Below are 14,381 nucleotides of genomic sequence, written 5' to 3' on the forward strand. Positions count from 1 at the left end.
CCTGAAAATGTGTCGTAATCCCGCAGATATGCGCTTAATTGATTTTTTAATTGTTTACTTGAGAGTATTGGCTGACTATTATTACCCCACTGTCTCCCTGACTCTACAAGTACCAAGGATCGCATTATGTCCCTGATCAATGAATATCGCGCCACCGAAGAAGCCATCAAGGAACTTCAAGCCCGCCTGCAGAACCTGTCGCAAGACGACAAGCTGAAGAAAGAGCTGGAATTCGAAGGCGAACTGCGCAACCTGATGGGTAAACACTCCAAGTCCCTGCGCGACATCATTGCCCTGCTCGACCCGGATGCCCGCCTGAACAAGGCACCGCGTGGCGCTTACAAGACCACCGGCACCAAGCGCGCCCGCAAGGTCAAGCAGTACAAGAACCCGCACAACGGTGAAGTGATCGAAACCAAAGGTGGCAATCACAAGACCCTGAAAGAGTGGAAAGCGAAATGGGGTGGTGAAGAAGTTGAAAGCTGGGCCACCCTGCTGGGCTGATTGCCTCGCCTGTCGATATCCTTCCGTCGACATGAAAAAAACGCCAGCTTGCTGGCGTTTTTTGGTTATCAAGTTCACATCTGCAGTTGCGCTTTCAGTCGCTGCACATGCTGCCGCCATGACTCCAGCACCTGCCGCTGGGACTCGCTGGCCCCGCCCCAGCTGACCTGCCAGGCGTTCTCGAAGTCGCCAATGGTATTCGGCGCGCCCATCTGTGGATCGCTCAGGCGTTGAATGCAGAACGCCATCCAGCGTTGCTGCTCATGGGCTTCCAGCGTCTCGGGGAAGTTTCGCGCGCGATAGCGAAACAATAATTCAGGCAAGCGCTGGTCATCGAACATCCATTGGCCCCGGCCCAATTGCGCAGGATCCAGCTTACGCACTTGCTCGCATAGACGTCGGTCCCGCTCGCCGAGAAAACCGTCATATAACTGCTGCTCAGGATCGTCGCAGGGCGCGAATTCATCGCCACTGTAGATGTGATCGAGCTTGTCTTTCCAGATGTCATGCAGGCTCGCCAACTGTTCGCCGCGTGATTGGTAAAGCGGCATATCCAGGCCCAATCGCTGTTGATCCTGCTCACGTAATACCGTCAGCGGTGCCAGTACCGGGCAACGATTGATATGCACCAACTTCAAGGGCACCGGAAACTGCCCTGGCGCCAGTTCATCGCGCCGCGTGTATAAACGCTGACGCAAATTGTCGGGACTTTCCTGCAATAAAGGCAGAGTTTCCTGATGCAAATCACAAACAATCAGAGCATTGCGATTGCGCGGATGCCAACCCAGCGGCAATACCACACCCAAGTAATGGCGAGCGGCCGAGAAGCGTCCTGAAATATGCACCAAGGGCTGCAACAGACGGATCTGCTCCATCACCTTGTGCTTGCTGCGGAGCTGGAACAGCCACTCATACAATCGGGGTTGCCGCTCGCGGATCAGCCGCGCCAGGGCAATGGTGGCCCGTACGTCGGACAGCGCTTCGTGAGCATGGCCGTGATCGATGCCATTGGCCTTGCTCAGCAATTCCAGGCGCAGGCTGGTGCGGCCATCCTGCTGTGGCCATTGGATGCCTTCCGGCCGCAGGGCGTAGGCGGTGCGCACCACATCGATCAGGTCCCAGCGGCTATTGCCGCCCTGCCACTCGCGGGCGTAGGGGTCGAAGAAGTTTCGGTACAGGCTGTAGCGAGTGACTTCATCGTCGAAACGCAGGGTGTTGTAGCCCGCGCCACAGGTGCCAGGGCGCGAAAGCTCTGCATGTACACGGGTCATGAACTCGGCTTCACCCATGCCCTGGCTTTCCAGCTGCTCTGGGGTGATGCCCGTGACCAGGCAGGCCGCGGGGTGCGGCAGGATATCGTCGCTGGGTCGGCAGTAGAAGCTGACCGGCGCTTCGATTTCATTGAGATCGGCGTCGGTTCGCACTCCTGCAACCTGCAGGGGCCGGTCACAGCGCGGGTTGATGCCGGTAGTTTCGTAGTCGTGCCAGAAGATGCTGGAGCTCACGGGGTCTTCCTTCAACAAGGTCGACCAGAGTCTAGGGCGGCTTGCCCCTCGGAGCCAGCCTCAGGCGGAAGCGTTCAGGGGGCGGAAGCTGAAGTAGTCACGCAAGGTACGCACGAAGTCTTCGTACTCGACCGGTGGCTGGAGGAGCGTGAAGCCAGAGTCGTAGTGCCCAGGCGTCTGGTCTTCACGGCACCACAGGCAGCTGGCGGTCAGGTTGATGAACTGGAAACCGCCCACTGGCAGGGGCACCTTGAGCTGGAGTTCATAGACGGGGCCGACCAGCACGGGCAACAGGCTGATCAGCATCAAGCCGTCGGCTGACACATTGCCCAGATAGCCGATCGACTGGTCCGTCACCCGGTTGAACACCCTGAGGTAGAACGGAAGCTGGTGGCGTTCTATATGCCGCTCGTTTTGCATGATGCTCGGTCGCTGCCTTTATGTGATCAAGGTGATCCAGAATCTTTACAGTCTAGTTCAGTGCGACAAACTGGGCGCGGACTGTGCAGCGCACATTTGTATTAACGCAAAGGGGTGGATATTGCCGGGTGTGCAAAGGAGGGTTGCGCGGCGTGATAATGCCCAAGCCGCTCGAGTGTCTGCAGGCGCGCGCCCGCGCGGTAGGCATACTCGTTTCCCGGGTAGCGCTCGATCAGGTATTGGTAGGTCTGCACGGCATCCACGTACAGCTTCTGCCGCTCCAGGCACTGGCCACGCAGCAACGAAACTTCCGGATGGACGAACGGCCGCGCGCGGCTGGCGCGGTCGACCTGCGACAACTCAAGCATCACGCGCGCGCAATCGCCGCGATCATAGGCGCGGTAGGCGTTGTTCAGATGGTGGTCCATGGACCAGCGGGTACAACCGGTGACGCTGGCCGCCAGGGCCAGGATGATCAGGGCTCGCATGGGCAATCTCCTCTACTTGACACTGTATCGGCCTGGCACGGCAAATCTTCACACGCTTTTGCGAGCATGAGGGCGCAGGTCAAACGCCACGTTGCCTTGCCCCGAGGTAGTGCAACGGAACAATGACTACAGCGCGATACAGGAGTAGCCTTTCGCTGCGCTTCACTATAGGAGTCTGTGCATGACCATCCGCCGTACAAAAATTGTCGCTACCCTGGGCCCGGCCAGCAACTCGCCGGAAGTGATCGAACAGCTGATCCTCGCAGGGCTGGACGTCGCCCGCCTGAACTTTTCCCACGGCACGCCGGACGAGCACAAGGCTCGCGCCCGCCTGATCCGCGATATCGCCGCCAAGAACGGCCGGCACGTCGCGCTGCTGGGCGACCTGCAGGGTCCGAAGATCCGCATCGCCAAGTTCAGCAACAAGCGCATCGAACTCAAGGTCGGTGACCACTTCACCTTCTCCACGGCCCATCCGCTGACTGAAGGCACCCAGGAAATCGTCGGCATCGACTACCCCGACCTGGTCAAGGACTGCGGCGTCGGCGACGAACTGCTGCTCGACGACGGCCGCGTGGTCATGCGCGTCGAAACCGCCACTGCCGACTCCCTGCACTGCGTGGTGCTGATCGGCGGTCCGCTGTCGGACCACAAAGGCATCAACCGCAAGGGCGGCGGCCTGACTGCCCCGGCCCTGACCGAGAAAGACAAGGCCGACATCAAGCTGGCCGCGGAAATGGACCTGGACTACCTGGCCGTCTCCTTCCCGCGTGACGCCAGCGACATGCAATACGCCCGTCGCCTGCGCGACGAGTCCGGCGGTACCGCCTGGCTGGTCGCGAAGATCGAACGCGCCGAAGCCGTGGCCGACGACGAAACCCTCGACGGCCTGATCGCCGCCAGTGATGCGGTGATGGTTGCCCGTGGCGACCTGGGCGTGGAAATCGGTGACGCCGAGCTGATCGGTATCCAGAAGAAGATCATCCAGCACGCACGCCGCAACAACAAGGCAGTGATCGTGGCGACCCAGATGATGGAGTCGATGATCCAGAACCCGATGCCGACCCGTGCCGAAGTGTCCGACGTGGCCAACGCCGTGCTCGACAACACCGACGCCGTCATGCTCTCGGCCGAAAGCGCCGCCGGCAGCTACCCGATCGAAGCCGTCCAGGCCATGGCACGCATCTGCCAGGGTGCCGAAAAGCACCCTACCAACCAGAAGTCCAGCCACCGCCTGTACACCACGTTCGAGCGCTGCGACGAGAGCATTGCCCTGGCGGCGATGTACACGGCCAACCACTTCCCCGGCGTCAAGGCGATCATTGCCCTTACCGAGAGTGGCTACACCCCGTTGATCATGTCGCGCCTGCGTTCGCACGTGCCGATCTACGCGCTCTCGCCGCACCGCGCCACCCAGGCCCGTGCCTCGATGTTCCGCGGCGTGTACCCGATCGCCTTCGATCCGGCCGCCCTGCCGGCTGACAAGGTCAGCCAGGCGGCCGTCGACGAACTGCTGCAGCGCGGCCTGGTCGAGCAAGGTGACTGGGTCATCCTGACCAAGGGTGACAGCTATCACACCATCGGTGGCACCAACGGGATGAAGATCCTGCACGTGGGTGACCCGCTGGTCTGATGTCAATCAGACGGGCCTCATCGCGGGCAAGCCCGCGATGAGGCCCGTCAATCACTACACATGCTCGGTAAACACATCCGCGAACACCTGCCCCCGCGGCAGCCCTGCAATGAACAGCCGACGCGCAAACCGCTCCACGTTCCCCGGCGCCCCGCACAGCAGCGCCACTGTCTGGCGTGATACTACGCGCAACGCCGCAAGCGCTTCGTCCAGCCGCTCTGGGCCCACCAGCTCCACCTTCAGGTTCGCATGATCCGCGGCCAACGCCTTCAGTGCCTCCTCCAGATAATGCCCCTGCGCTACATGCACCACCCGGATCTCCCCCGCATGTCCCTGCCGCAAAGCCTCCCGCAAGATGCCCCATAACGGCGCCAGTCCCGTACCCGCGGCCAGCAGCCATAACGGCCGCTCCTGCCAGTCAGGGTCATAGTGCAATGATCCGCCCCGCAATTCCCCCAGACGCATTTCATCGCCCGGACGCAGCGCCCGCGCGCCTTCGCAGAACGCACCCGCTCGCCGGCAATCCAGGTGAAACTCCAGGAACTCATCCTCCCCGGGCAAGCTGGCCAGCGAGTAAGGCCGCGCGACCCCTGCCGCATTCCACAGCACCAGATGCTGCCCAGCCTGATAGCGCATAGGGCGCTGCGGATGCAGGCGCAGGCGCAGCACCGGCCCGTCCAGCCAGTCCAGCCCGATGACCCGGGCGGGCAAACCGTCGGTCTTCGGGTCGAACACGGCTATCCGCAGGTCGCCCTCGACCCTGCACTGGCACGCCAGGCGCCAGCCCTGCGCGCGTTGTTGCGCATCCAGCGCATCGGGAAACGCGTCCTGCGGTTGTCCTTCCAGGCAGTGCACCAGGCAGGCATGGCAACTGCCGGCACGACAACTGTAAGGTACGTCGCACCCTGCGGCATTCAGGGCATCAAGCAGGTTGCTGCCGGCCGGCACCGTCCAGCGGCGCCCGCCCACGCAAAGTTCGGGCATCGGTGTCGCTCCACTGTGATTGACCGCCACTGTAGGACCAAAGCCCAGGCCAGGACAGCATCTGGTCAAAAAAATGAGCGCCTGCTCAGATCTTTGTCCAGACCACTCGCAGGTGTACCCGCCACGGATGCGCGCTATACTGCCGCGCCTTTTTTGCGCCGGCCCTGGCTGCCGTCGTCCCTTGCAAGGCGATTCGACACGCTGATCGGCTGCGTCGAAAAGCCTTTACGAATGTTCCCGTCTTAAAGAGGAGCGCGCTGCATGACCGTGATCAAGCAAGACGACCTGATTCAGAGCGTCGCCGACGCCCTGCAATTCATCTCGTACTACCACCCCGTTGATTTCATCCAGGCGATGCACGAGGCCTACCTGCGTGAAGAGTCGCCTGCTGCGCGTGATTCCATCGCCCAGATCCTGATCAACTCGCGCATGTGCGCCACTGGCCACCGGCCGATCTGTCAGGACACCGGCATCGTCACCGTGTTCGTGCGCGTGGGCATGGACGTGCGTTGGGACGGTGCCACCATGGGCCTGGACGACATGATCAACGAGGGCGTGCGCCGCGCCTACAATCTGCCCGAGAACGTCCTGCGCGCCTCGATCCTGGCCGACCCGGCCGGGGCCCGCAAGAACACCAAGGACAACACCCCGGCAGTCATCCACTACTCCATCGTCCCGGGCAACACCGTGGAAGTGGACGTTGCGGCGAAAGGCGGCGGTTCGGAGAACAAGTCGAAGATGGTCATGCTCAACCCGTCCGACTCGATCGTCGACTGGGTGCTCAAGACTGTTCCGACCATGGGCGCTGGCTGGTGCCCGCCTGGCATGCTCGGCATCGGCATCGGCGGCACCGCCGAGAAGGCCGCGGTCATGGCCAAGGAGGTCCTCATGGAGTCGATCGACATCCATGAACTCAAGGCCCGTGGCCCGCAGAACCGTATCGAGGAAATGCGCCTGGAGCTGTTCGACAAGGTCAACCAGCTGGGCATCGGCGCCCAGGGCCTGGGCGGCCTGACCACGGTGCTCGACGTCAAGATCATGGACTACCCGACCCATGCCGCTTCGTTGCCGGTATGCATGATCCCCAACTGCGCGGCCACCCGCCACGCTCACTTCGTGCTCGACGGCAGTGGCCCTGCCGAGCTCGAAGCGCCGTCGCTCGATGCTTACCCCGAGATCGTCTGGGAAGCCGGCCCATCGGCCCGCCGGGTAAACCTCGACACCTTGACGCCTGAAGAGGTGCAGAGCTGGAAGCCGGGCGAAACCGTCCTGCTCAACGGCAAGATGCTCACCGGCCGCGATGCCGCGCACAAGCGCATGGTCGAGATGCTCAACCGTGGTGAAGAGCTGCCGGTCGACCTCAAGGGCCGCTTCATCTACTACGTCGGCCCGGTCGACCCGGTCGGTGACGAAGTCGTAGGCCCGGCGGGCCCGACCACGGCCACGCGCATGGACAAGTTCACTCGCCAGATCCTTGAGCAGACAGGCCTGCTGGGCATGATCGGCAAGTCCGAGCGTGGCCCTACCGCCATCGACGCGATCAAGGACAACAAGGCTGTGTACCTGATGGCCGTCGGCGGCGCCGCCTACCTGGTGGCCCAGGCGATCCGCAAGTCCGAGGTGCTGGCCTTCGCGGAGCTTGGCATGGAAGCGATCTACGAGTTCGAGGTCAAGGACATGCCTGTCACCGTGGCCGTCGACAGCAAGGGTGAATCGGTGCACATCACCGGTCCCGCGCTGTGGCAGAACAAGATCGCCGAAAGCCTGGCGGTGGAAGTCAAGTAAGCGCTGCAAAGCGTGAACAGAACGCCCGGCACATGCCGGGCGTTCTTGCATCTGCCTTCAGGCCTTCAATTGCGCCGATCCAGCAGCAGCACCACCATTCTGTCCAGCACACCCCATACCCGCTGCTTGAACCGCCGCCACAGCGGTCGGGCGTGCCAGTGGTCCAGGTCGACTTCCAGGCTCTGGGCGAAATCACGCTCGAAGCTGGCCGCCACCGCAGCTGTCAGGGGCGGGTCGAGCGCTTCGAGGTTGGCCTCGAGATTGAAGCGCAGGTTCCAGTGATCGAAGTTGCAGGAGCCGATGCTCACCCAGTCATCGACCAACACCATCTTCAGGTGGAGAAAGCACGGCTGGTATTCGAAGATTTTGACCCCCGCTCGCAGCAGGCGCGGGTAGTAACGGTGGCCGGCATAGCGCACCGAGGGGTGATCGGTGCGGGGGCCGGTCAGCAGCAGGCGCACATCTACCCCTCGGGCAGCAGCGCGGCGCAGCGAGCGGCGCACGCTCCAGGTCGGCAGAAAGTACGGGGTCGCCAGCCAGATGCGCTGGCTGCCGCTGTTGAGCGAGCGCACCAGCGAGCGCAGAATGTCCCGGTGCTGACGGGCATCGGCGTAGGCCACCCGGCCCATCCCCGAGCCCTGGCTGGGCGCACGGGGCAAGCGTTGCAAACCGAAGCCCTGAGGCGGACGCCAGGCGGTGCGCCGGTTGTTGGCGTGCCATTGGCGGTCGAACAACAGTTGCCAGTCGATGACGATCGGCCCCTGCATCTCGACCATCACCTCGTGCCACTCGCTTGCCTCATCGCCTGGCTTCCAGAACTCATCCGTGACTCCCGTGCCACCGACTACCCCCCAGCGCTGGTCAACCAGCAACAACTTGCGATGATCCCGGTAGAGGTTGCGCACGCCGCGGCGCCAGTTGAGCCGGTTGTACCAACGCAGTTGCACGCCCGCTGCCGTGAGCCGTTGACGCAAGACAGTGGTGAAGGCGGCGGCGCCATAGTCGTCGAACAGGCAGCGTACTTGCACACCACGCGAAGCGGCCTGCTCCAGGGCCTGGACCACGGCCTCGGCACAGCCCCCCGCCTCGACCAGATAGAGTTCAAGATCGACCTGGAATTCGGCGCGAACGATTTCAAGCAGCATCCGCGGGAAAAACGCGGGGCCGTCGATCAGCAGTTCGAACTGGTTGCCGTCACGCCAGGGGAATACCGGACCGGCCATGTCAGCGGGCGTTGAAGATCAGTACCGCGCTTACCGGCACCGATGGGCTGATGGAAGCGACGCCGGACACCTTGCGCAGAGCCGCAAGTCCAGGCATCAGGTCGAAATCTTCCGCCCGCAGCATCAGCGGTTCGAGTGTCACTACCTGGAAGCGCCGCTCGTCCAGGCGCGTGGCCAGCAGCAAGGCGTTGTAGCTGTGCTTCTTGCCATGCAAGGTAACGGTCAGCGGCAGCCGCAATTCGAGCTGCGCACCGTTGGCCAGGTCAGTGATCGGCCGCAGGTCGAGCTGGGCCTGCACCGAGGCCTCCGGGAAACGGGCGAACTCGAACAGATCCTTGCGCATGTGCTCGTCTCGCAGCGGGATGCCGCTGTTGACCGAGTCCATCTCGATCCTCAGCTGCGCGGCGCCCTTGCGGTCAACCTTGCCATGCAACACGAGAAACCGATGGACCTCGGCGGTATCGCCGTTCTTGCTGGTAACGAAGGACAGGCGTGACGACTCGCCATCCAGGTGCCAGTTGGCCTGGACTGGCAGGCTGAAGGCGACCAGCAGGATGAGCAGAAGACGGGGCAGCTTGAACATGGGGAATCTCGGTACACAGGGCTGTCAACATTACCCAACCGCCCTCACGGCAGCAAGCGACAACCCTCGTGTGAACCCCAGGGCCTGTCATGCAAGCATCACCGAACATTCACGGAGGTGACACCCCCTCTACCTAGGCTGACCTTGCGCGACATGGCCGACCGGCCGTACCCCGATGGCTGGCTTAGGGAGATACGTAATGACTCGGATCGCACGCTCAGGCGACAACAGCACTGCACGCCGTCTGCAAGCCGAACGCCTGGTCGGCGCCGCGGCGCTGCACGAGGCCCAAGCCCTGCGTTTCAAGGTGTTCGGCAGTGAGCTCAAGGCTCGGCTCAAAGGCGCCGAGCACGGCCTGGACATGGATGCCTACGACATTCATTGTCGGCACATCGGCGTTCGCGACCTGAGCACCGGCCAATTGGTGGCCACCACTCGCCTGCTCGATCACCAGGCTGCGAGCAGCCTCGGACGCTTTTACAGCGAAGAAGAATTCAGCCTGCACGGGCTGCTACAGCTGCAGGGCCCGATCCTCGAGCTTGGCCGTACATGCGTAGACTCCGTCTACCGCAACGGGGGCACCATCGCCGTGCTCTGGGGCGAGCTCGCCGAGGTCCTCAACGAGGGTGGCTACCGGTACCTGATGGGCTGTGCGAGCATCCCGATGCAGGATGGCGGCGTGCAGGCCCATGCCATCATGCAGCGCTTGCGCGAGCGCTACCTGTGTACCGAGCATCTGCGCGCCGAGCCCAGGAAACCGCTGCCCACCCTGGCCCTGCCCGGCAACGTCATCGCCGAGATGCCGCCGTTGCTCAAGGCCTACATGCGCCTGGGGGCGAAGATCTGCGGCGAGCCCTGCTGGGACGAAGACTTCCAGGTCGCCGACGTGTTCATCCTGCTCAAGCGCGATGAGCTCTGCCCACGCTACGCCCGCCATTTCAAGGCAGCGGTCTGATGCGCAGGTTGCGAGTGATCGCCCGTCTGTCACGGATCGTCCTGGTGATCCTGCTGGGGCTGGGGATGGCGTGCTGCTTCAGCCTGGGCGCACGCCTGGGGTTGGGCGCCACCGATGAGCGGCGCCAGCGCTGGAGCCGACTGTTCATGCACCGTCTGAGCGCTGCCCTGCCCTTTCGCGTGACGGTGATCGGCACGCTGCCCCGGCAGCCGATGCTGTGGGTAAGCAATCATGTGTCGTGGACCGATATTCCGCTGCTTGGCATGCTGGCACCGCTGTCCTTTCTGTCCAAGGCCGAAGTGCGGCACTGGCCAGTGGCCGGGTGGCTGGCGTTGAAGGCAGGCACATTGTTCATCCGTCGCGGGGGCGGCGATGGGCAGCGATTGCGAGAGGAGATTGGCAGGCATCTGCGCCAGGCAAAGCCGCTGCTGATTTTCCCGGAAGGGACAACGACCAATGGGCTCGGCATGCGTACATTTCACGGCCGGTTGCTGGCCGGTGCGATCGATCAGGGCGCGCCGTTGCAGCCCGTGGCGATCAGGTACCTGCGCAATGGGCAGCCTGACCCGGTAGCACCGTTCGTTGGCGATGACGACCTGGTGTCGCACCTGATGCGGCTATATGCCGAAGAAGCCGGCGAGGTGGAGATTCATCTGCTGGAACCTATTCCGAGCAAGGGCCGCGAGCGCACGGCACTGGCGTTCGAGGCGCAGCAAAGGGTACAGGCCGCGCTGTTCGGGGTTACGCAGGTGGAGGCAGTGCCGCGTCGTCAGGCACGGGCAGCTTGAAGAGCCGCGGCGCGCCTGCCGGCTTTGTCGCGGCAACTCGGAACGCCGAACCGCCTAGAGGCGAGCCTTGGCAAACTGTTGCAACTGCGGATAGAACGCCCGAAAGTCAGCCAGCAACGGCTCATACAGATTTTCAAGCTCACCCATCACACCGGCCATCCCTTCGGGCTTCGACAACCGCCTCGCGATGCCCTTGAAAACCTGCTCCAGCGTATCGAAATTCCCGTACGCCCCGAGCCAGTCATCCGCCGCCATGAACGGTGCGATTCCCGCCAGGCGTCCGGGCAACCGGGGCTCTGCCAGCAGCACCTGATAGAACCTGCGGGTGAATTGCTCCAACGGCTGCTGCGCATAATCTTCCCAATGCCGCGCCAGGCAATGATCGAAAAACACATCGAGGACAATGCCTGCGTACCGACGCCGCTCACGGGGAAACCGCCCCAGGGCAGCCAGCACCCTTGGATGGCTATCGGTGTAGCTGTCGATCGAGCGGTGCAGGCGTATGGCGGCCTCGAGCGCAGGCTCGAAGCGCCCCTCCAGCGGCCCTTTGACGAAATCGCCATACAGGCTGCCGAGCAGTTGTTGCGGCGCAGGGCCGCCGAGATGCAGGTGTGCGAGGTAGTTCATGCCGGCAGTCTAACGCTTCGCAGGCATGAATCGTCGCAATCCGACGGGACGATTCATGCTCGATACGGCAGCTGAAGAGCGGCGAGAGCCTCGAGAATCAGTGATGCTCGCGGGTCGCGCGGAATTTCACATCCGGCCAGCGCTCTTCCATCAGCGCCAGGTTCACCCGGGTCGGCGCCAGGTAGGTCAGGTGACCACCGCCGTCGATGGCCAGGTTTTCCATGGCCTTGGTCTTGAATTCCTCAAGCTTCTTCTTGTCATCGCAGGCAATCCAGCGGGCCGACCACACGGTGATCGGCTCGTAGCCGCACTCGACCTTGTACTCTTCCTTCAGACGGCTGGCGACCACATCGAACTGCAGCACGCCCACTGCGCCGAGGATGATGTCGTTGCTGCGCTCGGGGAAGAACACCTGAGTCGCACCCTCTTCAGCCAGTTGCTGCAGACCTTGGCGCAGCTGCTTGGACTTCAGTGGGTCCTTCAGGCGCACCCGGCGGAACAGCTCCGGGGCGAAGTGGGGAATACCGGTGAAGCCCAGGTTCTCGCCTTCACTGAAGGTATCGCCGATCTGGATGGTGCCGTGGTTGTGCAGGCCGATGATGTCGCCGGCAAAGGCCTCTTCGAGCTGCTCGCGCTCGGACGAGAAGAAAGTGAGTGCGTCGCCGATGCGCAGGTCCTTGCCGAGGCGCACGTGGCGCATCTTCATGCCCTTTTCGTACTTGCCCGAGCAGATGCGCATGAACGCGATGCGGTCACGGTGCTTGGGGTCCATGTTCGCCTGGATCTTGAACACGAAGCCTGTGAACTTCTCTTCCACCGGCTCGACGGTGCGCTCGTTGGCGACCCGGGCCAGCGGGCGCGGCGCCCAGTCCACCACGGCGTCGAGAACGTGGTCGACACCGAAGTTGCCCAGCGCGGTGCCGAAGAACACCGGCGTCAGCTGGCCGTTGATGAACTCTTCCTGGTTGAACTCGTGGCAGGCGCCCTGTACCAGCTCGAGCTGCTCGACGAACGAATCGTACTGGTCGCCCAGGTGCGCGCGCGCCTCATCGGAGTCGAGGTTCTCGATGATCCGCGTCTCGGTACGTTCGTGGCCGTGGCCTGGGGTGTAGACCACGATGTAGTCTTCGGTCAGGTGATAGACACCCTTGAAGTCGCGGTAGCAACCGATCGGCCAGGTGACGGGCGCAGCCTTGATCTTCAGGACTGCCTCGATCTCGTCTAGCAGTTCGATCGGGTCGCGGATGTCGCGGTCGAGCTTGTTGATGAAGCTGACGATGGGCGTGTCGCGCAGGCGGCACACGTCCATCAGGGCGATGGTCCGCGGCTCGACGCCTTTACCACCGTCGAGCACCATCAGTGCCGAGTCGACTGCGGTCAGGGTGCGGTAGGTATCCTCGGAGAAGTCTTCGTGGCCCGGCGTGTCGAGCAGGTTGACCATATGGTCGCGGTACGGGAACTGCATCACGGATGTCGTGATGGAGATACCCCGTTGCTTTTCCATTTCCATCCAGTCGGAGGTGGCGTGGCGGTCGGACTTGCGCGACTTGACCGTACCGGCGACGGCAATGGCCTTGCCCATCAGCAGGAGCTTCTCGGTGATGGTGGTCTTACCGGCGTCGGGGTGGGAAATGATGGCGAAAGTGCGGCGCTTCGCGACTTCTGCGGCCTGGTTGGTCATGGGAAATCGCCTGACTGGGGATTGAAAAAGGGGCGATATCATACCTGATGTTGAGGTGCGCCGCAGCAGGGCGTTCGCCATGAGCGGGGTTCGCCAGCCGACAGTCCGCGATCAAAAAAGATTACACACAACATTCGACTTTATGACAAATGGTCGCAAAGCAGCTAATTCACTGGCCTCGGGTTGTTAACCACCTGATTTTTTGTGCGTAATTCCGCACACCTTGGTGATTAACACTGGCCAAACGCCTCCCCAGATGGGAACCTTTGCGCCCCTGGAGACGTCCACTCCCCTGTTGAACCGCCGGCCAAGTCCCGCGTTTCAGGGCTGTCTGCACCAGCTTCACGAGCCTGACGAGGCTTGGCTTATGGCGTGTTGCGATCCCTTGTGCGGACCACACGCTGCTACTCGCGAACACACTGCAGGCCACCACCCAAGGTAGCCGACACGACAGTGTGCGCGCCGACAAGAAAATAGGAGTCTGCCCGTGGCTGAACGCTATGGCAAAGGGCTGCTGGGATGGGTCGCCGTGCTCATCATCCTGGCCCTGCTGGTCCACTGGATCGGCATCGATACAATCTCGCGCTATCGCGAGGATCTGTGGTTCTACCTGCAAGCGCATCTGGTACTGGTACTGGCTTCGATGGCGGCGGCGCTTGCCGTGGGCATCCCGGCTGGCATTGCCCTGAGTCGACCGCACAGGGTCGACAAAGCCGAACGGTTCATGCAGTTCTTCAACGTAGGAAATACCATCCCCCCTCTGGCTGTATTGGCCATTGCCCTGAGTTTCCTGGGCATCGGCGCAGGCCCCGCGATCTTCGCACTGTTCCTCGCCTCCCTCCTGCCGATCGTGCGCAACACCTACGAAGGCCTGAAAAACGTCCCCGCATCGCTCAAGGAAGCCGCTACCGGCATCGGCATGACCCCACGCCAGACGCTGTGGCAGGTCGAGTTGCCCAATGCCGTGCCCATCATCGTCGGCGGAGTGCGCGTGGCCTTGGCGCTGAATGTGGGCACCGCACCTCTGGCGTTCCTGATCGGGGCCAACAGCCTGGGCAGCCTGATCTTCCCTGGCATCGCCTTGAACAATCAGCCGCAGCTGATGCTGGGCGCCGCGTGCACGGCACTGCTGGCCCTGTCGCTCGACGCCTTGGTGAATTACTCCAGCCGTCGCTGGCTCGAACGCGGCCTGGCCCAGTAAAAGA

Annotated in this window: 14 protein-coding genes; 6 read left to right on the forward strand and 8 right to left on the reverse strand. The window is 62.7% G+C overall.

Annotation, left to right across the window (positions count from 1 at the left end):
* Positions 1-126 precede the first annotated feature (126 nt).
* Positions 127-504, forward strand: a complete 378-nt coding sequence (gene mvaT, locus AC0ZZU_RS21185) for a histone-like nucleoid-structuring protein MvaT (protein ID WP_476343245.1) — start codon at positions 127-129, stop codon at positions 502-504.
* 74 nt (positions 505-578) lie between these two features.
* Here mvaT and sbcB read toward each other — a convergent pair whose 3' ends face one another.
* The 3 genes from sbcB to AC0ZZU_RS21200 all read right to left on the reverse strand — a co-directional run bounded on the left by sbcB (position 579) and on the right by AC0ZZU_RS21200 (position 2,917).
* Positions 579-2,009, reverse strand: coding sequence for an exodeoxyribonuclease I (sbcB, locus tag AC0ZZU_RS21190; RefSeq protein ID WP_476343246.1), 1,431 nt, complete (start codon positions 2,007-2,009; stop codon positions 579-581).
* 60 nt (positions 2,010-2,069) lie between these two features.
* Positions 2,070-2,429, reverse strand: coding sequence for a PilZ domain-containing protein (locus AC0ZZU_RS21195; RefSeq protein WP_476343247.1), 360 nt, complete (start codon positions 2,427-2,429; stop codon positions 2,070-2,072).
* A gap of 101 nt (positions 2,430-2,530) precedes the next feature.
* A complete protein-coding gene (locus AC0ZZU_RS21200; RefSeq protein ID WP_476343248.1) occupies positions 2,531-2,917 on the reverse strand; it encodes a tetratricopeptide repeat protein in 387 nt (128 codons plus the stop codon).
* A gap of 181 nt (positions 2,918-3,098) precedes the next feature.
* Between AC0ZZU_RS21200 and pyk the strand changes: the two genes are divergently transcribed.
* Positions 3,099-4,550: a pyruvate kinase gene (gene pyk / locus AC0ZZU_RS21205; RefSeq protein WP_476343249.1), complete on the forward strand. Its 1,452-nt coding sequence runs from the start codon at positions 3,099-3,101 to the stop codon at positions 4,548-4,550.
* A gap of 54 nt (positions 4,551-4,604) precedes the next feature.
* Here pyk and AC0ZZU_RS21210 read toward each other — a convergent pair whose 3' ends face one another.
* Complete coding sequence (locus AC0ZZU_RS21210) at positions 4,605-5,534, reverse strand: iron-sulfur-binding ferredoxin reductase (RefSeq protein WP_476343250.1); 930 nt, start codon at positions 5,532-5,534, stop codon at positions 4,605-4,607.
* Positions 5,535-5,795: 261 nt separating this feature from the next.
* Between AC0ZZU_RS21210 and AC0ZZU_RS21215 the strand changes: the two genes are divergently transcribed.
* Positions 5,796-7,319, forward strand: a complete 1,524-nt coding sequence (locus tag AC0ZZU_RS21215; RefSeq protein ID WP_476343251.1) for a fumarate hydratase — start codon at positions 5,796-5,798, stop codon at positions 7,317-7,319.
* 65 nt (positions 7,320-7,384) lie between these two features.
* Here AC0ZZU_RS21215 and AC0ZZU_RS21220 read toward each other — a convergent pair whose 3' ends face one another.
* Entirely contained in the window at positions 7,385-8,542 is a 1,158-nt protein-coding gene (locus AC0ZZU_RS21220) for a phospholipase D-like domain-containing protein (protein ID WP_476343252.1), read from the reverse strand.
* 1 nt (position 8,543) lies between these two features.
* A complete protein-coding gene (locus AC0ZZU_RS21225) occupies positions 8,544-9,125 on the reverse strand; it encodes a YceI family protein (protein ID WP_476343253.1) in 582 nt (193 codons plus the stop codon).
* Between the two features lie 199 nt (positions 9,126-9,324).
* Here AC0ZZU_RS21225 and olsB point away from each other — a divergent pair, with 199 nt between their 5' ends.
* On the forward strand, positions 9,325-10,080 hold the full coding sequence (olsB, locus tag AC0ZZU_RS21230; protein WP_476343254.1) for an L-ornithine N(alpha)-acyltransferase: 756 nt from the start codon (positions 9,325-9,327) through the stop codon (positions 10,078-10,080).
* A complete protein-coding gene (locus tag AC0ZZU_RS21235) occupies positions 10,080-10,868 on the forward strand; it encodes a lysophospholipid acyltransferase family protein (protein ID WP_476343255.1) in 789 nt (262 codons plus the stop codon). The genes olsB and AC0ZZU_RS21235 overlap by 1 nt, the downstream gene beginning before the upstream one ends.
* 54 nt (positions 10,869-10,922) lie before the next feature.
* On the opposite strand, the gene AC0ZZU_RS21240 is transcribed toward AC0ZZU_RS21235, so the two are convergent.
* Together AC0ZZU_RS21240 and AC0ZZU_RS21245 are read right to left on the reverse strand one after the other, a co-directional pair.
* Positions 10,923-11,495 (reverse strand): acyl carrier protein phosphodiesterase, encoded by a 573-nt coding sequence (locus tag AC0ZZU_RS21240; RefSeq protein WP_476343256.1) that lies wholly within the window; start codon positions 11,493-11,495, stop codon positions 10,923-10,925.
* A gap of 97 nt (positions 11,496-11,592) precedes the next feature.
* A complete protein-coding gene (locus AC0ZZU_RS21245; protein ID WP_158459657.1) occupies positions 11,593-13,176 on the reverse strand; it encodes a peptide chain release factor 3 in 1,584 nt (527 codons plus the stop codon).
* A 487-nt stretch (positions 13,177-13,663) separates the two neighbouring features.
* On the opposite strand from AC0ZZU_RS21245, the gene AC0ZZU_RS21250 reads away from it, so the two are divergent.
* On the forward strand, positions 13,664-14,377 hold the full coding sequence (locus AC0ZZU_RS21250) for an ABC transporter permease (protein WP_476343257.1): 714 nt from the start codon (positions 13,664-13,666) through the stop codon (positions 14,375-14,377).
* The last annotated feature ends 4 nt before the right edge of the window (positions 14,378-14,381 follow it).

The sequence above is a fragment of the Pseudomonas sp. JE3303 genome (genome assembly GCF_056312565.1).